The organism is Nostoc sp. T09, from assembly GCF_002154695.1.
Taxonomy (GTDB): domain Bacteria; phylum Cyanobacteriota; class Cyanobacteriia; order Cyanobacteriales; family Nostocaceae; genus Aulosira.
The window spans coordinates 1-20,994 of record NZ_MTAV01000095.1 but is presented as its reverse complement, the minus strand read 5'-3'; the positions used below and the strand labels follow the sequence as shown (position 1 = coordinate 20,994).

At 42.9% G+C, this 20,994-nt stretch carries 17 protein-coding genes; 2 read left to right on the top strand and 15 right to left on the bottom strand.

Going from position 1 to position 20,994, the window contains the following annotated elements; all coding sequences use genetic code 11:
- Window positions 1-38 precede the first annotated feature (38 nt).
- From BV372_RS19465 to BV372_RS19435, 7 genes are all read right to left on the bottom strand, one after another.
- Entirely contained in the window at window positions 39-2,093 is a 2,055-nt protein-coding gene (locus BV372_RS19465) for a bifunctional serine/threonine-protein kinase/formylglycine-generating enzyme family protein (protein WP_256973325.1), read from the bottom strand.
- Window positions 2,094-2,265: 172 nt separating this feature from the next.
- Entirely contained in the window at window positions 2,266-2,766 is a 501-nt protein-coding gene (locus tag BV372_RS19460) for a DUF3368 domain-containing protein (protein ID WP_086688146.1), read from the bottom strand.
- Window positions 2,759-3,013: a UPF0175 family protein gene (locus tag BV372_RS19455; protein WP_086688145.1), complete on the bottom strand. Its 255-nt coding sequence runs from the start codon at window positions 3,011-3,013 to the stop codon at window positions 2,759-2,761. The genes BV372_RS19460 and BV372_RS19455 overlap by 8 nt, the downstream gene beginning before the upstream one ends.
- Window positions 3,014-3,179: 166 nt before the next feature.
- The gene (locus BV372_RS19450; RefSeq protein WP_086688144.1) at window positions 3,180-4,469 is read right to left on the bottom strand and encodes a Glu/Leu/Phe/Val dehydrogenase; all 1,290 of its coding nucleotides are present in this window, start codon (window positions 4,467-4,469) and stop codon (window positions 3,180-3,182) included.
- A gap of 203 nt (window positions 4,470-4,672) precedes the next feature.
- A complete protein-coding gene (locus tag BV372_RS19445) occupies window positions 4,673-6,172 on the bottom strand; it encodes a carotenoid oxygenase family protein (RefSeq protein ID WP_086688143.1) in 1,500 nt (499 codons plus the stop codon).
- A gap of 216 nt (window positions 6,173-6,388) precedes the next feature.
- Window positions 6,389-7,819 carry a folate/biopterin family MFS transporter gene (locus BV372_RS19440; RefSeq protein ID WP_086688142.1) on the bottom strand — a complete coding sequence of 477 codons (1,431 nt, stop codon included), beginning with the start codon at window positions 7,817-7,819 and terminating at the stop codon, window positions 6,389-6,391.
- 166 nt (window positions 7,820-7,985) lie between these two features.
- Window positions 7,986-8,528, bottom strand: a complete 543-nt coding sequence (locus BV372_RS19435) for a PadR family transcriptional regulator (protein WP_086688141.1) — start codon at window positions 8,526-8,528, stop codon at window positions 7,986-7,988.
- A gap of 136 nt (window positions 8,529-8,664) precedes the next feature.
- Between BV372_RS19435 and BV372_RS19430 the strand changes: the two genes are divergently transcribed.
- The gene (locus BV372_RS19430) at window positions 8,665-9,057 is read left to right on the top strand and encodes a monooxygenase family protein (RefSeq protein ID WP_086688140.1); all 393 of its coding nucleotides are present in this window, start codon (window positions 8,665-8,667) and stop codon (window positions 9,055-9,057) included.
- A 74-nt stretch (window positions 9,058-9,131) separates the two neighbouring features.
- On the opposite strand, the gene BV372_RS19425 is transcribed toward BV372_RS19430, so the two are convergent.
- The 6 genes from BV372_RS19425 to BV372_RS19400 form a co-directional block, all read right to left on the bottom strand.
- Complete coding sequence (locus BV372_RS19425; RefSeq protein WP_086688139.1) at window positions 9,132-9,587, bottom strand: anti-sigma regulatory factor; 456 nt, start codon at window positions 9,585-9,587, stop codon at window positions 9,132-9,134.
- Window positions 9,588-9,653: 66 nt separating this feature from the next.
- Entirely contained in the window at window positions 9,654-11,135 is a 1,482-nt protein-coding gene (locus BV372_RS19420) for a PP2C family protein-serine/threonine phosphatase (protein WP_086688138.1), read from the bottom strand.
- Window positions 11,136-11,277: 142 nt separating this feature from the next.
- Window positions 11,278-11,601, bottom strand: coding sequence for an STAS domain-containing protein (locus BV372_RS19415; RefSeq protein WP_086688137.1), 324 nt, complete (start codon window positions 11,599-11,601; stop codon window positions 11,278-11,280).
- A gap of 76 nt (window positions 11,602-11,677) precedes the next feature.
- Window positions 11,678-13,819, bottom strand: a complete 2,142-nt coding sequence (glgX, locus tag BV372_RS19410; protein ID WP_256973324.1) for a glycogen debranching protein GlgX — start codon at window positions 13,817-13,819, stop codon at window positions 11,678-11,680.
- Between the two features lie 144 nt (window positions 13,820-13,963).
- Window positions 13,964-14,371 (bottom strand): anti-sigma factor antagonist, encoded by a 408-nt coding sequence (locus BV372_RS19405; RefSeq protein WP_086688135.1) that lies wholly within the window; start codon window positions 14,369-14,371, stop codon window positions 13,964-13,966.
- Between the two features lie 20 nt (window positions 14,372-14,391).
- The gene (locus BV372_RS19400) at window positions 14,392-16,218 is read right to left on the bottom strand and encodes an AGE family epimerase/isomerase (protein ID WP_086688134.1); all 1,827 of its coding nucleotides are present in this window, start codon (window positions 16,216-16,218) and stop codon (window positions 14,392-14,394) included.
- Between the two features lie 543 nt (window positions 16,219-16,761).
- On the opposite strand from BV372_RS19400, the gene BV372_RS19395 reads away from it, so the two are divergent.
- Window positions 16,762-17,949 (top strand): low temperature requirement protein A, encoded by a 1,188-nt coding sequence (locus BV372_RS19395; protein WP_086688133.1) that lies wholly within the window; start codon window positions 16,762-16,764, stop codon window positions 17,947-17,949.
- Window positions 17,950-17,998: 49 nt separating this feature from the next.
- Here BV372_RS19395 and BV372_RS19390 read toward each other — a convergent pair whose 3' ends face one another.
- Window positions 17,999-18,634 (bottom strand): DJ-1/PfpI family protein, encoded by a 636-nt coding sequence (locus BV372_RS19390; protein WP_086688132.1) that lies wholly within the window; start codon window positions 18,632-18,634, stop codon window positions 17,999-18,001.
- Window positions 18,635-18,752: 118 nt separating this feature from the next.
- A partial coding sequence (locus tag BV372_RS19385; protein ID WP_143845201.1) for a nuclear transport factor 2 family protein occupies window positions 18,753-20,994 on the bottom strand: 2,242 nt, incomplete at its 5' end.

Here is a 20,994-nt window from a genome sequence, read left to right as displayed (position 1 = left end):
CTGCCTTTTCATAATGGCAAGTTTTTACGCCGACCTACTTAATCGCTCAACAAACCCAGCACAACTCGAAAACCAACATTGATGTATTTATTGTCTCGTGCGTTACAGTTGCGTACCGCTGAACGACAATTCCAAGGGTTCATATTCCATGAACCACCACGCAGGAGACGATTATGATTATCACTCAGCCAAACACTACCATCTGCTGGCGCTCCTTTATAATTTTTGTGCCAGCTATCTTGGCACCATTCCCATGTATTACCATGCATATCAAATAAACCAAAGGGGTTGGCGAGAAAAGTTCCCACATCCGTTGTCTGTCCACGATATTCACCCTTTGGCCCAGCAGCGTATGTGTATTTCCCGTTGTAATTAGCTAAATCGGTTGTAATTGTTTCACCAAAATAAAACGGGGTAGTTGTTCCCGCACGACAGGCGTATTCCCATTCTGCCTCAGTTGGTAAGCGATAGGGTTTTCCCGTTACTTGCGCAAGTCGGGCACAAAATTCAATTGCTTCATCCCAAGATACTTGTTCTACAGGTCGATTAGCGCCTTTAAAATGAGATGCTTCTGGATTTAATTGAATATTTACCTTCTCAAGAGCAGCAACAGCTTTCCATTGGCTTTGAGTAACGAGGTATTTTCCCATGAAAAAGGGTTGAATCGTAACTGTATGTTGTGGACTTTCAGAGCTATATCGTTCTGGCTCATCCCTTGAGGAACCCATCAGGAATTGTCCGCCAGGAATGGCAATCATGTCTAAAACTATGCCATTATTACCCAGGTTTTCTGTAAAAAACTTGGCTCGTCCCCGGATGCGGTTAATTTTCCAGCTTTTTGTTGTCTCTAACAATTGAAATTTGACAGTTAGGGTGGCGAACTCAAACTCAAAAAGCTTAGTTTGAATTTCTACATTCCCATACTGTGGCCTCTGGGGAATTACCCGTGCTTCTATCGCTGCGATATCTTCATCTCGTAATTCTAAATGTCGCTGATAGTCTTGCAAATCTTTTTGAGTCGTCTCGTTAAAGGGATAATGTTCCTTAACTGCATCAATTAATACCTGTTCATACTCCTGTAATTTCTGCTGATACTCGCGATAGGGTTTGAGAACTTGTTCGTGAATTTCCCTAGCTTCATCCTCAGATAACCCTAACTCAATCCGCTTAGATTCCAGTATTTTCAAAGCAAAAACCGAAAAATTACCCTGACCTTGTTGTGCGCGATTTCTAGCTTCTTGACGGTATACTTGCTCGGCAGAGGGATTAAGGAGAATGGTTGGCGGTACTGTTAAAGCCTGCAACGCCTCAGATGCTTGGGAATAGCGCAAACTGAAGTGACGGCGCACCATATTGGTTAACACCTCAGCCAGGCGATCGCTCACCTGTGCTTGATTTCGCCAGATAATTTCACCTGTCAATGGGTCTTCTGGCAATTGTGAGGGTATAACACCAGTCAAAGCTTGAATTACCGTCATCCCCAAAGCATAGACATCACTACCCAAACAAGGTCTACCATTCTTTTGCTCCGACGCCATATAGCCGGAAGTACCGATGACGACGCTGGAATATACTTCGCCTTGAGAATTTACCATCAAAGAGCCAAGTTCCTTCACCGCCCCAAAATCAATTAGGAAAATCTGACCATCCTCATGTCGTCGCATGAGGTTTTGGGGCTTAATGTCGCGATGAACTACACCTTTACTATGTATAAAAGACAAAACTTCTAGGACATCTTGCAACAACTTGGTTGCATAATCCTCACTTAGCCGCCTTCCAGGAATGATTTCTTGACTCAGGTCTTGTCCTTCGATAAATCCTTGAACTATGTAAAGAATTTCTTTTTCGCTAAAATGTGCCAGTAATTGGGGAATTTGGGGATGTTGTCCCAGCCTTTCCAGAATAGCCGCTTCTTTTTCAAAAAATTCGACAACGCGAGGATGGGACTGGTTAGGACGCAGTTTCTTGACTACACATAAAGGTTTGCTAGGTTGTAAATTATCCCTAGCCAGAAATGTTACAGCGAAACCACCGCCGCCTAATTGCCGAATGATTTCGTAGCGTCCAGCCAGTGTATTCAAGATGACTGTCAACCCCCAGAAACCTGATGAACTTTAGTGTAATCATCAATGATTCAATCGGGCAAGTCAATTTAGGCTGTGCGTAGCTTACTTCCCCATAGGGATATGGAAACTATGCGATCGCAGACTAAAGCCAAAATTAAGGCTTTTGCGCCATTATGCTAATAGATTATTTAGTAATCAGTTATAAACTTTCTCCAGCTTCTTTAAGTGCAAAATTAATAACAGTTGAACTTAAGCGAATATTGTGATTTAGCATTTTTTGAATAGCTGTTGTAATAGACAGAGGATAACCTTCACGTTTAGCACGTAATAAAATTCCAATTGAACCTGTCACTGCCAGACCGCTTAATCTAGCTATTCTTCTACCCACCACTTCATCAATACAAACAGTTGAAATATTTTTATTTAATGCTAGTTGAATAACTGATGCTTCTCCCAAGTCCAAGGAGTTAAAGAGAAAAGGAGAAATCTTTAAAGGCGAACTTTGCTTTTGTAGCCACGATACTGATTGAAATTCATTGACAGCCAAGCCTGTAGAGCCACCAATGAGTATTTCTTGTGAGACTTCAAAGGGGACAAGAACATCTATATAGAGAGACTGTAAAATATTCAAATCGCCTAAAGCAGCAACGATAGCTATTAAGGGAGAAGTGTTAATTACGATTTGGTTAGGGCTAGGCATTTTCTAGATCTGATAATAATTCCTCTTCGCTCAGGTCAATTAAGGAAACTTCGTAGTCTTTAAGTTTCAGGATAAAACTTACCCTGTCAACGCCTACTAATGCCGCAGCCATACCAGAGGAAAGACGTTTCAATTCATATAATTTAACTGCCATTGCCCATTTAGATTCTTCTTCAAATTGTTCTCTAGTTTTGCCAACAGCATCAGGTAATGTTTCCGGGTAGTTGATTATCATTTTTAAAGACATATATTTTTTATCTAGATTAATTTGAGTTTATCAAATGTAGAGAAAAGTTGATAACGGTAAGTAAGCTTGAGAATTTAACTGATTGACTTTTAGGTATCAATTTAGCGATCGCCAAAAAAAAGAGGCAGATAAATCATCCGCCTCTAACATTATTTAGTATAAAAAATTAAGGATAAAGACCGCGATCGCTCAGCGCTTGAGCAACTCTACCTACACCTAGGGTATAAGCTGCTAAACGCAGATTAATTTGCCGTGCTTTGGAATGTTCAATCACTTGACGGTAAGCGTGCACCATCAAATGTTCCATTTCGCGGTTAACGCGTTCTTCATCCCAAAACAAATAGGAAAGTCCTTGTACCCACTCTAAATAACTAACTACAACGCCGCCGGCGTTCGCCAAAATATCAGGTAGCACTATTACACCCCGCGCCTCTAGTGCTTGGTTGGCTTCGAGAGTCACTGGCCCATTAGCTGCTTCTGCAACAATATGCGCTTGTACCTGATTCACATTCTCTTCGGTGATTTGGTTTTCCAAAGCTGCTGGAATGAGGACATCGCAAGGTAAAGTTAGCAAATCTGCATTGCTAATTGGTACTGTGTGCGGGAAACCAACAACACTCTTATGATTTCTAGCGGCGTAAGCTTTCAAAGCTGGAATATCCAAACCAGTTTCGGAGTATATTCCCCCTGCACTTGTAGAGACAGCGATGATGATTGCTCCTGCTTCGTGTAGCAATTCCGCTGCGGACATACCAACATTTCCGAAACCCTGAATGGCAACTCGTATACCTACCAAGGATTTTCCTTGATCTGCCAGTGCTTCCCGGACAATAATCATCGTCCCGCGGCCTGTTGCCATTTCCCGTCCTCTGGAACCACCAACTGAAATCGGTTTACCAGTCACAACCCCTGGTACAGCATGACCAACGTTCACTGAATAAGTGTCCATCATCCACGCCATCTCACGGGCAGAAGTACCCACATCTGGGGCGGGTATATCTACAGATGGGCCAATATCTTTAATTAATTCGCTGGTGTAACGCCGGGTAATCCGTTCTAATTCAGCAACACTGTAATACTTTGGATCTAAGGCAATACCACCCTTCGCACCACCATAAGGAATGCCTAACAGTGCACATTTCCAAGTCATCAGCATTGCGAGGGCGGAGACTTCCCGCAGTGTCACAGCCGGATGGTAACGAGTACCACCTTTGTAGGGACCTAAGATATCGGAATGTTGCACCCGATGTCCTGCCAATACCCGTATTTCTCCATTATCCATTTTTACGGGAATGGAAACCGTAACTACTTTACGTGGATGGCTGAGTATTTCTAAAATTCCTTGATCTAGTTTTAATTCTTTAGCTGCCGCTTCTAAGTAGCTACAGGCTTGATCGAAAGGACAAATATGCGCTGGACTAGCAGGTTCCAGCGGCATTACAGGTGTTGCAATCATAAAATTTACTCCTAATCGCGGTATCTTTGCGAACCGGATACATATATGCCTAGCTTATCCTTTCTTCTAGAGAAATTTAGAGTTTTTGTAGTTTTTGTTACAATTTTATTTTGCTTTTATGCATTACATAAAAAATGAACACAGATCATCTGTGTTCATTTGTAGAATGGCGATCGCTAATTACAAAAATTCATCAATTCCGATTAATTTGGTGCGAACACCCCAGGCGTAAAGCTGCCATGTAAACCGTAGGGTATGTGATGCTTGAGGTGTAGCCTTGCTATTGGTTCTTTTCCAAAATCGCTGGCATCCAAAATCACCACATCTGAGCGATGATGGGCAGCATCATAAACCAAAGCCAGCACCCAACCGTCGTCTTCCTTTTTTGACCCTAGGCGGGGAACAAAAATCGGCTCACCCATAAAACCATGAGGTGCAGCACTCCAAAGTTGCCTTTCTCCAGAGTCTAAATCCATTTTTAGCAGTGCTTGTAAGGGAGCATTCCCCGTTTCAGCATGAGCCGCGCCTATATATACATAACGATATGGGCGTCCCACGTTATTGGGATGAATGCTAGGAAACTCACAACAACGGCTTTCAATTAACTTCTTTTCAACTGTGCCATTCTCAAGTTGGAGAGCAAACCGCCATAATTGTCCAGGTGCAATTGCCTCAAAATCAACTTGGCGAAAATCACTTTCGGCTTCGACTTCTGGTAAAGATTCGTAGCAAATCGAGTCAATCAGAATTTCATCTCCCACTTCAAAAGCATTGATGTGGTGAAAGACGAAACCAGATTGGGTTTCCAGAATTTTGACATCTGCTTTCCCAGCGTTGGGGTTGCGAGGAATAACTATAATCCGAGTTGGTTGATTTGGGTTGAATTTGATACATTCCCCGGCTGCACGGATTCCCAAAGCTAAAGGTATGGGATTGAAAGTAACAGGATTTTGAAAGAAAATGCAGTAATTGGGAGTAATGACAAAATCGTGGATGAAGCAGAAACCAGGCACACTATGAGCGTGTTTTCTCATAATTTCACCTGCTGGGTTAAGCTCAAAAATCGTAATTTTGGTGGATAGTCCCGGCTGAATAGAAAAGTTGACCAAGCAAGGTGCGCCATTATCTTGGTTGCAACTGGGGTCAAGGCGGGGATGGGCGCTAAAAGCTTCGCCTGTGGATAAAACACCGTTAAAATATTCTTTGCTCAAGGTTTCTAAGGTGTAAGGGTCGAGGCGATGAGGTTCAGCAGCTTCCCACAGTGCCAAAAGTTTGTCACCCCAGTAGATGACGTTGGTGTTGGCAATATTTTTGATTTTAAAATCGAAGAGATTAGCTAACCAACCACCAGGTTTTTGCGTGCCAAACACACCGCGATAAAGGATTTTCCCGGCTTTTTGTTCTTCTATATAGCCTTCAGTCCGGACAAAGCGATTGCGGAAATGGGCACGACCATTAACAAAGCTGATGCGGCTAATCATCCCATCACCATCAAAGGGGTGATGAATGCGTTGACCATTGATATCCAGTAAACCAGGGCCATTTCTAAACAGCGTACCTTGGAGTTCTGGAGGAATTTGTCCTTCTATATCATCAATCCAATAATCAAACTCTTGATATAGAGATTCATATCCTCCTTGCCAGTCAGTGCGACTGTAAGATTTTTCTAAAATAGCGCTTTCTTGAATTTTTGAACTTTGCATATGCCTTATATCCTTTTGTTATCTCGCGCAAAGACAAAAAGAGGATGGGACGGACGCAAGCTAGTAGTCTGACAATCTAAAATTGAAGGCTTGTAGTCAGAGCTTCAAGCTTCTACAAAGCACTAAGTGGTTACTATGTAACCATCAAAGTTGCCTTGCCCGCTAGTAGCTGCCAGTTTCCTCGTTTTTGAGTCTTTGGGCAAAATAATTTCTTGATTAACGACTATTGACTTGAGTTTTCGTAACCTCAACTTCAGATATCAACTCAGGTAAAAACGGCTCACTACTATTTGCTGAGTCTGGTTGCAATGATGAAGTCTGAGTTTGCTCTTCAGCTGCTGGTAACCAGCTCAGAAATGGCAGTGGTAACAGTGTGCTGAGGTTAGTAATTATCACTAGCAACCAAAGCAACTCAAAATTACTTTCAGTGATTCCCAGCCAATGCATGATGACTGCGCCAAATTCATAAGAAACCATTCCTGCTAAGTTAGATACCGACATTAACAAAGCAAATAATGTCGCTTCCACTCCCGGAGGGCAGATTCTGGCGGCTAGCACCAGTACTGGCATATAGGCAATTTGTCCCATGACGGTGAGAATTAGGCTATCACCCAAACTAAACCAATGATCATCTATACCTAAAGACCTATTGGTGTGAGTTACTAATAGCAGCATCGTCATCCCTAAAGCTGCGGAAATAACTGTACTCCAACCAAAGATGACGCGAAAAGGTAAGGTTTTGAGGTAACGCTGGAAAATCCAAATGCCTACTAATGAAGCCAGATTCGTTACTAGACGCACCCGTCCCAAGAATTCTGGTGCAAAGTGCAATTCGTTAGTTGTGAAGAAGAAAAAGGCTGAGTCAGCAGTTGGGGTAGCTTGCCAAATAAAAACAAACGCTGTTGGTAGCCAGATTGCTCTTTGGGTAACGGCTTGGCGGAGTTGTCCCAGCTGATGCTTGACGCTTACAAAGTTGTTTTGATGCGGATCTTGAGTATCTTGATTAACAGGAGACTCGGCAATTAACCAAGCTACAGATGAAACTAACAGGGGAAAAACAGCGGTAATCCCAAATACAGTATGTGTGGAAAAATGTTCTAGGAGCCACCCGCTCAAATAAGCTGTGAGCAAACCCCCAAATGCGGAAGCAGCCCAGCAAATAGATTGTAATGAACCTGCATCTGCTTGGGATTCTGCTCTTGCCCGTTCGACTACTAGGGAGTCAACGATCACATCACTGACCGCAACTGAGAGTGACCCCAATGCGATCGCAGTAGTTGCTGCCCAGGTAGTATGAACTATTGTTGCGAGGCTCACCCAAGAGACCATTCCCAAGATTCCAGATAAAATCAGGTATGGACGCCTGCGATAACCAAATATGGGTAAGCCATCGGAGATAAAGCCAAATACTGGCTTAATAATCCAAGGTAAGGCGACTATACCCAATAGCGCTGATACCTGCGTCGGACTCAGCAGCAGTTCATCTTTTAAGAAGAAGCTGACGGCTAGACGCGCCAACCCTAAGATGCCTTGGACAAAGTAAACGGTAAGAATTGCGATTAACTCGGCATTGGGTTCATGACCGAAGAAAATTTTTTCTTTTACTGAGTCTTTGACCTTGGACAAGCCAGAGGAGTGAATCAGCATTTGATAAATATTTTTTAAGTTTTATCTACTTTTCTATCATATCCATTTCTGCGAGGAGGGGGTAGAAAGCAGAGCGATCGCCTGTTTAGTGAAAAGCACTCTAACAACAGATGGCTTTAATGTCCAGTGAGTTGTACAACTTCTGATCTTGCGACTAGTGTAGCGACTATTTTAGCAACGGCATGATTTCATCACACCAAGCTAACCAACCTGTCTCGTAGTGAATTCCCCGCAACAACGTCATGTATTGAAACTTTAGGGTTTTCGACAACACCTGCGGATTCTGGAAGTGCTGACTCTGAATTTCTTGATAAATCGCTAATCGCTGCTGATGTTGCTGACGATGCGCTTTCAGTTTTGCCACTATCGTCTGGTCAGACACCAGATGCCCAGCATAAAGTTTCACTAGCAAATCATCCTTAATTGGTGCCATCTCCTCCGACTCAGCAATCCACTGACACAACTGCTGTTTACCTAATGCTGTCACTGCATAAATTCGTTTGTCGGGTCGATTCTCTTGCTGCACAGATACGGCTTGCAGCCACTCTTTTTCTTCCAAGCGGTTCAGTTCTCGGTAAATCTGTTGGAAGCTGGCACTCCAGAAAAAACCAACCGAGCCTTCTACTGAGGGATTGAAGCGCTTGGCAAGGCCATAGCCGCTGCTGGGGGCATCGATCAAGATTGACAGAATGGCATAGGTAAGAGACATGGGTTATGAGTTGACATATTCACTTAATTGAATATACACTAATTTTTATATTCAATTAAGTGAATAGTCTCATTATTTAGTATGTAGCTAGATAAAGCAATATTACCCACTAGAGAACCTGAAGAGGGCAACAGTCATGAATTATTCTGTTTACCAAATCGATCTGCCGGAACACCCAGAAGCGGTTGTCTTTGTCAATGGCTTTTTAGCACGCGATCGCATGGGGTTTTTTTGGATGTGGAAAAATCTGCTGTGGATCAATAATGCAACTACTCAAGCTCAAGGCTGTGTGCAAGCGAAAGCTGGTATTTGTGGAATCAACGAAGTAATCATGGTGAGTTACTGGCGTTCTGAACAAGATCTTAAACAGTTCTTCCGAGGTGAACCCCATCGGCGGATGATGCAGTTTGTGATGAAAAATCCCAACAGTCTTTGTTTGTATAACGAGACCTATCACCCTTTGCACAGCGGTAAATACAGCCATGAACCGCAGGGGATGGCAACGCTTTACGCGAGTTTAGCAAGATAAAAGAGTTGGCAAGCGATCGCAGCAAAGGATGAGATATCAGCACAAACAGAGCGATGAGATATTTTCTATGAGCATTATTTGGAAGTAGAACTTTGTACTGTTCCACTAGCAGTAGAAGGAATTCGATTCACAACGAATATATTGCGATTGCGTGCTCCCACTCTTTCGTAAGTAAACTTATCCACACCTTGAATAGTCAGGTAAACACCTAGTCCACCAATCTGGCGCTGCTCTAAAGGCAAATCCATATCATCAGGAAGGGCTTGCTTTGTAGGATCGTAGTGTTCGCCTGTATCCTCAAGGGTAATTGTTAAGGACTCATCTGCAAGCGTAGCTTGGCAAACTACTATGCCCTCGCGCCCAGCTTCCTCATAACCATGTACAATGATGTTGGTTGCAATTTCGTCCACTGCCAGCCGGAGTTTATAAGAAGTTTTTTTGTCCAAGCCTGCTGCTGCTGCTGCTGCCATAACGTATTTTGCAATCTCGCTCAAAGAGTCGAGTGTTCCAGCGACCGTTAAAGGTTCCATAAACTATCTCATCGATACCAGTAATAATTTTTACTAAAGAAAGATGAGGAACTAGTGAATTCCTCATTAATTATTCCCCAATCGCTGTACAGCCAGCATGGTAATATCGTCAAACTGAGGAGCGTTATCCATATAGGCAAACAAGTTTGTCTTGATCCACTCTAGAAGTTGACTAGCTGATGCTGGTGTTGGTTGAAAAAGGGAGAGAAGACGCTCGCTAGTGTACAACTTGTTATCTGGCGCACGGGCTTCTGTGACACCATCTGTATAGCCAATTAAGATGTCGCCTGGATCGAGTTGTACTTGCTGAACCTTAAATTTCATATTGGGCATCATTCCCACTGCTGGTCCTGTAGGCTTGAGAGTTGCTTTCACACCTTCTGGACCGATAACAAACAATGGTTCGTGACCGCCATTTACGTAGTCTATGATACCAGTATTAGGATCTAATACTCCAAAGAACAGGGTCGCAAACATACTCATCTGGGCGTGCTGTTGAGCAATATAGTTATTGATCAGTCCTACAGCTTTAAGGGCGTGAATTTGTTCCTCATGATTGTTCAGATCCAAATCATTCAAGCCTGCCAACACATCTTCATCGCCAACAATTGCTAAACTACACAAAAGACTCTGTCCAGAGAAAATGCGAATTAGACTGCGGAACAAAGCCATAAACAGTGCTGCGCCTACACCTTTATCGCAAACATCTGCAATGACTAGTCCTACATAACCACCAGGAAGCATAAAAGAGTCATAAAAATCACCTGCTACCTGGCGAGCCGGGTAAAAGCAAGCTGCAATCTCCCAATTAGGAAGTTTTGGTAAATCTTCTGGCAGAAAATCTCTCTGAATTTGTCTACCTTTTTCTAATTCATAGTCAAGTGCTTTTGAATAAGCTTCAATCTCTTGTTTGGCTTGATCTAGAAAATTGTAAGATTCCTCTAATTTTCCATATAGCTCGGCATTTTCTAGCACTAGCGCTATCTCATTAGCCGTTTTTTGCATCAAATTAGCTACTTCCCAGCTAAATCGATTAGGTTCAGAATGTAGCAAGGTGAGAATGCCTAGCAAAACTTCTTCTTTGAGAATAGGCACAGCTAATGCAGAGCGCACAGTGTAAGGCTGATTTGGGAACTGCAACCAGCGGTCATCGTTAATCGTATCGGCAATCAATCCAATGTTTCTCTCACGATTCACCCAACCTGCTAAACCTTTGTCTAAAACGCTCCCAATTAACCGAGAGCGAGTATCTTGTGCTGTAGTCTTCTGAGTGAGAATACTATCAGTAACTACTCCCTGGTTATCTAGTAGAAATAGACTGCCTGTCTCTGCCCCCGTGAGTTTGCAACAGACGTGTAATGCCTCCTCTAAAGTAATTTTTAGTACTTCCTCCTGTTCTGGAGAACGTGCCATTGCCACTACCTTTGCCAGCAGTTCTCTTTGAGCCTCAAAAGCAGCTTGTGCATTTCTGAGTGTAGCCACTTCTTGGCGCAACGACTCCAATTCTTCGTAATACTGTTGTTCCCTTAATGGTTTATGAGTATCCATAATTTTTTATCGTGGTAGATAATTAGGAGCCGTTCTTTAATTGCTTGGAATAAGCACTTAAATATAAGAAAAGCTAAAGGCTAAACAATTTTAGCCTTCATACTTCCTTGATACTTAATTCCTAATCCTCAATTACTAGGAACTAGGCAACTTCGTACTCATCTTGTAAAATCACGCTTTGGCTGAAACCTGTTTTTTCAAGGGTATCTATCACTTGTTCTTGTCCACCGACCACATAAATATCGGCATCAGCACCCATCTTTTGTTTAGCAAAAATTAGCACACGCAGTCCAGCACTGGCAATATATTCTAGGTCTTGGATGAACAATACCAGACGCTTTACTCCGGCTTTAGCTGCATTCTCCACTTCTACTCGGAAAATGGGTGCAGAACTAGCATCTAGTTCGCCAGTCAAAATAATTTTAGCGGTATCACCCAGAACTTCGAGAGTTGCACTAAAAGCCATAATTTTATTCTCCTTTTTTGTTAGGTTTGGTTTTTGATTGGTCTTTCGGCATTGATTACTGACGAAAAACAAAAATTTATTTGCCTACTAGAATAACTACTGAGCGATCGCCTAGTAAAATTCCTTGCTGATTGCCAAGTTCAGGTTCCTTTCCTGGTTCCCAGCTGGCTTCTGCTGGAGGCGCACCAGTATTAGCAAAAACATGCCACTTCATACCCGCTGGTGGTTGGGGAATTTCAAACCACTGAGCTTCCCAGTGCATGTTCATGGCAACGTAAATATAGTTATCGTTGACTGTGCCACCTTTCGCATGTTTGCCACAAAGCATAAAGGCCAGGGTACGGCTAGAGTCAGACCAGTCTGCATTCCAAGCTTTAGTACCGTGCCAGGTAATATCAGCATAGCCACTACCAACGTAGTCTCGATTTTGGAAATGCCAGTGGTTTCTTAGTACAGGATGCACATTGCGGAAAGCGATGCAGTGCTTGGCAAAGTTGAATAGGTCGGAGTTTGACTTCAATAAATTCCAATCCAACCAGCTAAGATCGTTGTCGTGACAGTAGGTATTGTTGTTACCTTGCTGACTTCTGCCAACTTCATCGCCCATGAGAAGCATTGGTACGCCTTGGCTGACTAGGAGCATGGCGATCGCATTTTTCATCTGCCGTTGACGCAAGGCATTAATGCCTGCATCTTCTGTCCAGCCTTCTGCTCCACAGTTCCAACTGTCATTATCGTTGGTACCGTCGTTGTTGTTTTCCCCGTTGGCTTCGTTATGTTTGCCGTTGTAGGAAACCAAGTCAGCTAAGGTAAACCCATCATGGGCGGTGATGAAATTAATCGAAGTCGCAGGTGCACGTCCCGCCCAAGCATAGAGATCCGGTGAACCTTGCAGCCGTTGCGCCATATCTCCGACGCGCCCCGGTTCGCCTTTGAGGAACTTGCGAATGCCATCGCGGTACTTACCATTCCACTCAGCCCAGCGACCAAAGGCGGGGAAAGAACCTACTTGGTATAAACCGCCCGCATCCCAAGCTTCGGCAATCAATTTACATCTGGCAAGAATTGGGTCAAAAGCCAGGGTTTCTAACAAAGGCGGATTTGCTAGCGGTGCCCCCCAAGGATCACGACCGAGAATAGATGCCAAATCAAAACGGAAGCCGTCAATGTGATATTCTGCTGCCCAGTAGCGCAAACAGTCGAGCACAATATTGCGCACAATCGGGTTATTACAATTGAGCGTGTTACCACAACCACTAAAGTTGTAGTAATACCCCTCCGGGGTCAGCATATAGTATGTCTTATTGTCAATACCGCGGAAGGAAATTACTGGACCGTTCTCATTACCTTCAGCAGTATGGTTGAAAACCACATCTAAAATTACTTCAATGCCGTTGGCATGAAGGTCTTTAACCAGTGCCTTCAACTCATCGACCTGCATCCCAAACTTACCTGTGGCTGCATACCCCGCCTTGGGTGCAAAGAAACCAACAGTGCTGTAGCCCCAATAGTTCAGCAGCGTTTCACCTGTTTGAGGATTGGGACGAGAATTTTCAAACTCATCGAACTCGTATACAGGCATGAGTTCGATACAGTTCACACCCAACTCTTTCAGGTAGGGGATTTTTTCCCGAATCGCCGCAAAGGTTCCTGGATGCTTCACCCCAGAGGATGGATGGCGGGTAAAGCTGCGGACATGCATTTCGTAAATAATCAAATCTTCTGGAGGCAGTTCCAGAGGACGCTCTGATTCCCAGTCAAAGTCATCGAAGGCAATCCGGGCGCGATGATGGTAGATGTCACTCCAATCTGGAGTTACTCCCCAAACATCCCGTCCGCCAATAATTTTGGCATAGGGGTCTAAAAGAATTTTATTCTTGTCAAACCAGTGTCCTGCCTTCGGGTCGAATGGCCCATCCATGCGATAGCCGTATTCGATTTCTTCGTAATCCAGGTCAAAAACCACCATGCAAAAAACATTCCCAATCCGAAACTCTTCGGGAAAAGGAATTTCTGCCAACGGTTCGGGCTGATGTTTCTTAAACAGCACTAAAGAACAGGATTTGGCGTGACTGGAAAAGATGGAAAAATTCACCCCTCCTGGAACTAGCGTGGCTCCAAAAGGGAAAGGTTTACCTCGGCGTAGCTTAAAGTCGCCGTAGGTATGGGTGGGATTAACGTCGATGCGCTCCATTGTTCTTTGGTAGTGAGTTGTCATTTATCCTTTGTCATTAGTCCTTTGTAATTACAAATGACTAATGACTAATGACTAAGGACGACCAGATGAAGTGATTATGCAATTTAGATTTGTTTTAGCTATTCAAAGAGGGAGTTAAGTTTTTCCTTACTCTCCCTCTGTTAATTAAGCAGGTAGAGCGTGAACCTTGACCTGGAGAGCTTCTAAGCCCGATTCTACTGTGTCGCTAATGCTGAAAAAGTTGAGAAACCCAGTAATCGACATCGTATCTTGAATTTCTGGGGCAACTCCTACCAGCACCAGCTGTCCATCTTGACCAGCAAACTGTCGATGTAGCAACAGCAATGTGCGTAATCCAGCACTAGACATATAAGGCACTTTTGTTAAATCCAGCAGTAATTTACTCTTTGGTTGAACCAAAGGTAAAACTTGCGCTTGCACTTCAGGTGCAGTTTTGCCATCTACATCGCCATCGAGTTCCACCACAGTCACTTCCTGGTGTACTGCTGGAGCTGCATCGCCGTTTGCAGTGCTGATTGCAGTTACTTGCAATGTCCTGATAATAATCTCCATAATTAATTACTTCCAGCAGACTAAGCGGTAGGGACAATTTGAACTTTGACTTTGACTTGCGCTTTGGTATCTGGTAGTTTCACCGTCAAGCCGTTGGCGTCAAAATCGGTGTATGGCTCGTCGTCGATCCAGACTTTACCAATCTTGATGCTACCAGGGGGTAAGATATCTGGCTGCACCCGCAGGATGTTGTCCTTGAATGCACCTGGTTGAGGCTTGAAGTATAAGTCTAATGGTTGCTTGGTAATCAGCAGATTAGTGTAGACTACTGACAAATAGCACAGTTCTGTTGAGTGGTAGGCACTCATGGAGTGAGAGCCTTTGAAGCGTTCGTTACCCAACAGGTAGGGCAAGCCATTTGCTAGAACGTTGAAGTAAACCGCGCCGTCATCATGATCCAAGAAGAAAGCATTATAGAAGGCTGCGGCTTCGTTGGCCTGACGTTTGTATTCTGGCTTATCCAAGATTCCGTGGAGGATTAGGTAAGCGAGGATGGCTTGCTCTTGCTGCCACCAAGCTTTGCGATCGTGCCAGACAAAGCGATGCTGTTCTTCGCCTTCACCTAGAACACGTTCGACTACGTCGTACCAACCGCCTCTTTGTTGGTCACTACCAACTTTAGGCATCAGGTAGCCGATTTTCTCAGCCAGTTGTACGTACTCATCTTTAGGCTTGAGGGAATTCATCCGCATCAAGTTCCAAGCAATTTTCAGGTTATGTCCGACAACGGCGCGGTTTTGCTGCCAACCCCATGTTTGGTCTTTACTCCAGTCTTCAAAGAACTTCTCTTGGACAAAGGGGCTGTCGTCGTAGTCAGGGAAATATTTGGCGATCGTGTCAAAGGTGTATTCTAAGAAGTCGGCGTATTTCTTGTCACCTGTTGCCAGCCACAGATTAATTAAGTAAGCAGGAGCATGGTCACCAACAGAGTTCCAGTTTTTGCGGGCGCGGTTCCGACCTAGAGACTCGGCACGAGGGTCGAGGGTAATGGGGTCAATGTGGGAGAAATAGCCGCCGCCTTCTTTGTCGAGGTAGAACTTATCGAAGAGATCGACGGTCATTTCCGCATCTTTGAGAATGCGGGGATCGCCTGTAATCCTGTAAGTTTGAATCGGACCAGCTAAGGCATAAATCTGCTCGTAGGCAGGGATTGCGTCGTAGTCGTCACTAAACTCGGAGGTAAGCAGCTTTTGTTCCCGGCGTCCAGTAACTTTAATTCCGTGATACCAATAGATGAGGTTTTCATCTGGATCGTAGAAGCGCATGTGTTCGCGCAAGTACTCTGTGCCTCTTTCTGCGGCTTCGAGGAAGCGGTCTTCGCCTGTCAATAGAAAAGCTGAAGCGAAGCCATAGACGAGACGAGAAATAGTATCAGTTTCTTGCAAAAAGTCGTCGCGCTTTTTACCACCAGCTAAGTGTAGATAAGTGCGGTATTCGTGGTAATCAATTTCGCGATCGGGATAGTTGAACTGCCATCTCAGGTAACTGTCAGCAATAGAACGTATCTGCTTTACCCACCAGTCTGGTTCTTCGTGGCGATAGGTGCCTGGTTTATCGCTAGGAAAAACTAAGGACTTAACTTCAAATTTATGGTCATCTCCCTGAGGATAAAAAATACCATAGGCAAATACGTGCTGACCAGAAACTAACAGTTTTTCAATTTCACCAGTGCAATCTCTATAAGGCTCTTCTAGGTTTTGCGCGATTCTGGCATAAACAGTTGGAGTGAGATATGCTCTATACTCCCGTTCATCTGAGGTTTTAATGCCAAAAGACTTATCGCTGGAGTTAAAGTCAGTGACGTAACCAGTGATTGTGTCTGAGAAAGAGAAGCTGATTTTGTTCATCTTTACTGTTACAGAAATAAAAGGGTAGATATTGTTGCTAAATCTAAAACTTGACTTATGTAGCCCTTTAGTTCAATTTCGCAGGTTTGTTACTGATTGAAACGTCGGAGTAATTGTTTGTAATAGTGCTTGAAGTAATGAAGATCTAGCGCTGCTATCCTCTATATTTGAGGACAAGTTTAATTAACCAACGTAACTTCTTTAATGATGGGCGAGATATCGCTGTATGTATCCTTTGAGCACTCTAGCTGTCTCGCTACTTGGCAATATCAAGGTGAATCTTGGAATTGCACTGGCTGAAGACAACAGACATTCTACCTGGTTTTTGTTTGCTTGTGTAGCAAAAACTGAAGATAGTCTCGTAAAAGTGCTGAAGGCGGAGTAACTTAATATGTCTACATAATATATACGCCTGAATTCGGACAAATTATGCAAACTAGATTTCAAATTAACCAAAATTATTGGTTACCGGAAATTTATATCATTGGTACTTCTTTAAACTCGTAAAATAGTTTTTCATGAGTAGTTGATATTACCGTTCTAATGAACAAAAAATTATGGCAGCCACCTAGATTACGGATTGGCGAAGATCGTGGAGAAGAAAGACGTGCTACTTGGCTAGAGTTGTTTTACGATCTGATATTTGTGGTTGCGATCGCGGAATTAGCTCATAATCTCAGCCAAAATGTTTCTCTAGCTGGCATTCTTGGCTTTGTGGCTCTTTTTACACCAATTTGGTCTTGTTGGTTAGGAGCAACTTTTTACGCCACTTTGTTTGATACTGATGATTTAAGCGATCGCTTATTAACCCTCCTGCAAATGATTCTGATTGCGGCTTTAGCTGTGAATGTACATCACGGTTTAAGCTCATCTGCTGTTGGTTTTGCAATTACTTATGTAGGTGCTCGCAGCATTCTCATTGTTCAATTCCTCATTGCCAAATATCATGTTCCAATAGCCCGGCCGCTACTCAATCGTTATATATTGGGGTTTAGTCTGGGTGCGAGTTTTTGGTTATTATCATTGTTTGTACCAGCTCCTTGGCGTTTTGGACTGTGGGCAGTTGGGCTGATTGTAGAATTTATTGCGCCCTTGGGTACAGGTCATTTCGCTACTCAGATTACACCAGACATCTCTCATATGCCAGAGCGACTAGGACTTTTTACCATGATCGTTTTAGGTGAATCTGTTGCTGCTGTGGTTAGAGGTGTAGCTCAAAAGGAGTGGATTTTCTCATCTACGGTAGTTGCTTTATTAGGAATGAGCATAGCTTTTAGTTTCTGGTGGCTTTACTTCGACAGCATCGATGGCTCACCATTAGAGACTATGAAAGAAGGTAAAGTTAATATTTTCCTCACTTGGCTTTATTCTCACCTCCTCCTAGCTATGGGTTTAGCAGCAACAGGGGTAGCAGTTGAGCATATGATTTTCAAAAGTGCAGTTAATGTCTTACCAGACAATGAACGCTTACTTTTTTGCGGTGCAGTAACACTGTGCTTAATGATTTTAGCTGTGATTAATTTAACAACTTGTATTCTAGAAAAAAAACGGCAAGGAAAAGTTTTGAGTGCTTATCGTTTAGGAGCAGGAGCTTTTGTTTTATGCCTAGGTATTGCAGGTAAGAGCTTAACTCCTGTTGCTTTAATTGCACTGGTTGCTAGTGCTTGTGTGCTCGCAGTTGCTCTAGATTTATTTGGCAAGAGTCGATCTCAAATTATCTCTCAGGAGTAGTTTTGCAAAGCGGTTGTGTGATTACACAACCGCTTTGCTTTTTTATCCGTCAGACTGACTGAACAACTTCCTGATTCCGAGAGCTAGCTTTCTCAATTTCTTTGACAAACTCTGCCATGAATTCTTCTACCACTCCCGGATGCTTACCTGTAATTAAATTGCCATCTATGACTAAATCAGCAGTTACATCGTTGTCATAAACAACGTCTGCTCCGGCATTTTCGACATCACAAATAATGTTATGAGCACAAGTTACTTTCCGATCTTTCAGTAAATCTGGATCGGCACAGAAAAGCCACAAACTGTGGCATATAGTCCCTAATTTCACATTATCTGTTGCCATTGCTTTTCTCAAGAAAGCAACTGCTGGAGCTTGATTTTTTTGACCCTTTTTAACATTTACCTGATATCTCAAGCGATCCATTGCATAGGCTCCGATGCAAATGATGCCTTTATAATCAGCTGGGTCAATATCTTGGACTTCTGTGGTAACTGTGACATGAAATTCTATTTGGTCATTTTCGGGGTTAGAGCCGAAGTGTAGCTCTTTATTACCCCATAAATGCGAAATGTATTCTACTTCATAACCTTGTTCGGGGAAGTACTCATTGAAGCGCCGAAATTCTGTAGCATCAAAATGTTCTTCAATAAGTACACCTATTTTTCCTTTAATTGCTTTTGTCATGAGGTGTTACCGTTTATTTTTTGTTTTAATTTCTCACTGGAAGCAGAGGGAGTTTATTAGATTCTAAATTAAACTCACCTCTGCTGAACTAGTCACAACTGGCTAATTCAAAGACATTTTAAAATTTCAGATTCAACTGAGAGGGATCTGGATATACGCGCCATTCATAGATGCGATCGCCATCAAAGCGATAGATATCAGTACAAGGAACTTGAATAAAGCGCTTGTCAACTTTGTTGACATAATTCGCATCCATTTCCAGAATCACAGTATTACCAATTTCCCATGTTCCTCTAGAATTATGGGTTGTCAGTTTCAGAACTTTGTAGATGTTAACTAAAAAGTCTCGGCAAGCTTCAGGACCAACTACAGCCTCATTAGCACCAACTTTGTAGAGTAAGTCAGGTGTGAAGAATTTCATGAATTCATCCCAATTTTCAGCGTGCAATGCTTCATACATTTTCCCAATAATTGTTAGTAGGGAACCGTTGGATGCAGGTGCTTTAGCCGCTTGAGGTTGAACTTTTTCTGTTTGGAATACTGGACTAATGTCCATGTAAATTCTTAGTTCTTGGACTTTATCACCCTTGAAGATAATAGTGTCACAACAGGGAAGTCTGAAAACTTTACCATCATGACGGATGTAGGTAACTTCCATTTCACAGATAACTGTGTCTCCCTGTTCCCACATATTTTTGATGTGGTGGTAACATTGGGCAACTGTATTCAGGAAGTCAGTTGAACTTTCCCTAATTCCTTGAGGGCCATAAGCAACTGGAAAGTTACTAAATTGGTAATGGGCATCTTCGGTGTAGAACTTGATAAAGTTTTCTACATTCATCGATTCGCCTGCTTCAAACATCCGTCTGACAATTTCAGACTTGGTTCCAGGACGTGTTAGTGACTGAGTCATATTTTTGTCCTCCTTGGTTGTTGTATTTTCTACACTTTGCTTTAGTTGCTCGACAGCCAGACGGATATTTTCTGGTTTAGCCGTCTCAATAAATCCTTGTGCATCTTTGTGCTGTAGTGCACTTTCATTGATAGGTTGCAAATCAATGGTGAAAGTTACTATTGGCAAAGCACCAGGTTCTTGAGGCGGATACAGGTAATTAATAAACCGACCTGTAAATAGAGGGTGATCCACAAGATTGATCGTTAGCGATCCCACTTGGCGATCGATGGTAACTCTTTGCTTCATCTCCATGCCAGGCATTTTGACTTCGCGTAGAACACCATCGCTATAACGTTCTAAAATGGGAAACTTATCAGTGTAAGCTTGCTCCATCCAAACTTGCCAAATCTTCTCTACTGGAGCGTTAATAGTAGAACTATATGTTCCATATAAACGGTGGTTTGTATTGGCACTGATGGCTGAAGTTGTCGGTGCGGAATTATTGTAAAACCAGTAGTTTGTGCCGTTAGCTTGGTTATATTCCTTTTGGGCAATGCTAAATCTTTCTTTAGCTTTCCTTCTAACTTGGTTAAATTCTAACTGTTCACCATTTGGACCTTTACAGTAGAATAAAGACCAACCGTCAAAATCGGCAATAAAGTCTACCTTGGCATATTTTAGAGGCGCATTTTTTCTAGCAGTTTCCGAATCAATATGAATAATTCGGTTAGCAATGACGTTAGTCAGTCCGCGACGTTGGCATTCATCTTCTAACATTTTGGCGAAGTCATTGATATCCACATCATCTTTTACATAAAAAGAAAGGTGTGGTGCGTTGACATAACCAATGCCTGAAGGTATCTTACCAATACAATTTGGTGCTTGAGAGTCTAATTTAGCATCTCTAAAATGGATGAGTTCAACACAAGTGTTACCAAAGGAAATAAATCTTACATCCAAGGCTTCTTGCGAGCCATCTCTAATATTAGGGACACCTATGGTTTTGGGATTAAGACCTTGCTTCCATGCTTCTAATTCTTCTTTTTGAAAAAGCAGATTGTGCAAGTCTTCACCAACAAATCCATCCCCACCAATTGCGACTTTTCCACCCAACACGTCAATGTAAAATTCTAGGGCTTTTGTCATATCATTAACGGTTATGCCAACGTGTTGCAAACCTTGGAGATAATGACCTAAACTGCTAGATTTTCCGTTGACCTGGCTAGGCATAAGAGATACTACGTCCTCTTTTAATTGATTAGTGGCTCCATTTTGATTCAGCGACGCTACTTGTCCGTTCATCAGAGATACTATGTCCTCTTTTAATTGATTAGTGGCTCCTACACTTTGGATAAGCGACGCTACCTTGGAACTGCGTTGACCAGCTAAGGTTATCTGACTGTTGTATACAAAGGTATAAGCCGTTCTTTCGGGAAATGGTTGAATTTGTTTAATATATTTGGCA

Bases quoted from the DNA above. Each gene is read 5' to 3' on its own strand.
- glgX (WP_256973324.1), bottom strand. From the start codon at position 13,819: ATGACAACTCACTACCAAAGAACAATGGAGCGCATCGACGTTAATCCC.
- BV372_RS19460 (WP_086688146.1), bottom strand. From the start codon at position 2,766: ATGCCTAGCCCTAACCAAATCGTAATTAACACTTCTCCCTTAATAGCT.
- BV372_RS19435 (WP_086688141.1), bottom strand. From the start codon at position 8,528: ATGTCTCTTACCTATGCCATTCTGTCAATCTTGATCGATGCCCCCAGC.
- BV372_RS19430 (WP_086688140.1), top strand. From the start codon at position 8,665: ATGAATTATTCTGTTTACCAAATCGATCTGCCGGAACACCCAGAAGCG.
- BV372_RS19440 (WP_086688142.1), bottom strand. From the start codon at position 7,819: ATGCTGATTCACTCCTCTGGCTTGTCCAAGGTCAAAGACTCAGTAAAA.
- BV372_RS19390 (WP_086688132.1), bottom strand. From the start codon at position 18,634: ATGACAAAAGCAATTAAAGGAAAAATAGGTGTACTTATTGAAGAACAT.
- BV372_RS19445 (WP_086688143.1), bottom strand. From the start codon at position 6,172: ATGCAAAGTTCAAAAATTCAAGAAAGCGCTATTTTAGAAAAATCTTAC.
- BV372_RS19405 (WP_086688135.1), bottom strand. From the start codon at position 14,371: ATGGAGATTATTATCAGGACATTGCAAGTAACTGCAATCAGCACTGCA.
- BV372_RS19425 (WP_086688139.1), bottom strand. From the start codon at position 9,587: ATGGAACCTTTAACGGTCGCTGGAACACTCGACTCTTTGAGCGAGATT.
- BV372_RS19455 (WP_086688145.1), bottom strand. From the start codon at position 3,013: ATGTCTTTAAAAATGATAATCAACTACCCGGAAACATTACCTGATGCT.
- BV372_RS19395 (WP_086688133.1), top strand. From the start codon at position 16,762: ATGAACAAAAAATTATGGCAGCCACCTAGATTACGGATTGGCGAAGAT.
- BV372_RS19450 (WP_086688144.1), bottom strand. From the start codon at position 4,469: ATGATTGCAACACCTGTAATGCCGCTGGAACCTGCTAGTCCAGCGCAT.
- BV372_RS19400 (WP_086688134.1), bottom strand. From the start codon at position 16,218: ATGAACAAAATCAGCTTCTCTTTCTCAGACACAATCACTGGTTACGTC.
- BV372_RS19420 (WP_086688138.1), bottom strand. From the start codon at position 11,135: ATGGATACTCATAAACCATTAAGGGAACAACAGTATTACGAAGAATTG.
- BV372_RS19415 (WP_086688137.1), bottom strand. From the start codon at position 11,601: ATGGCTTTTAGTGCAACTCTCGAAGTTCTGGGTGATACCGCTAAAATT.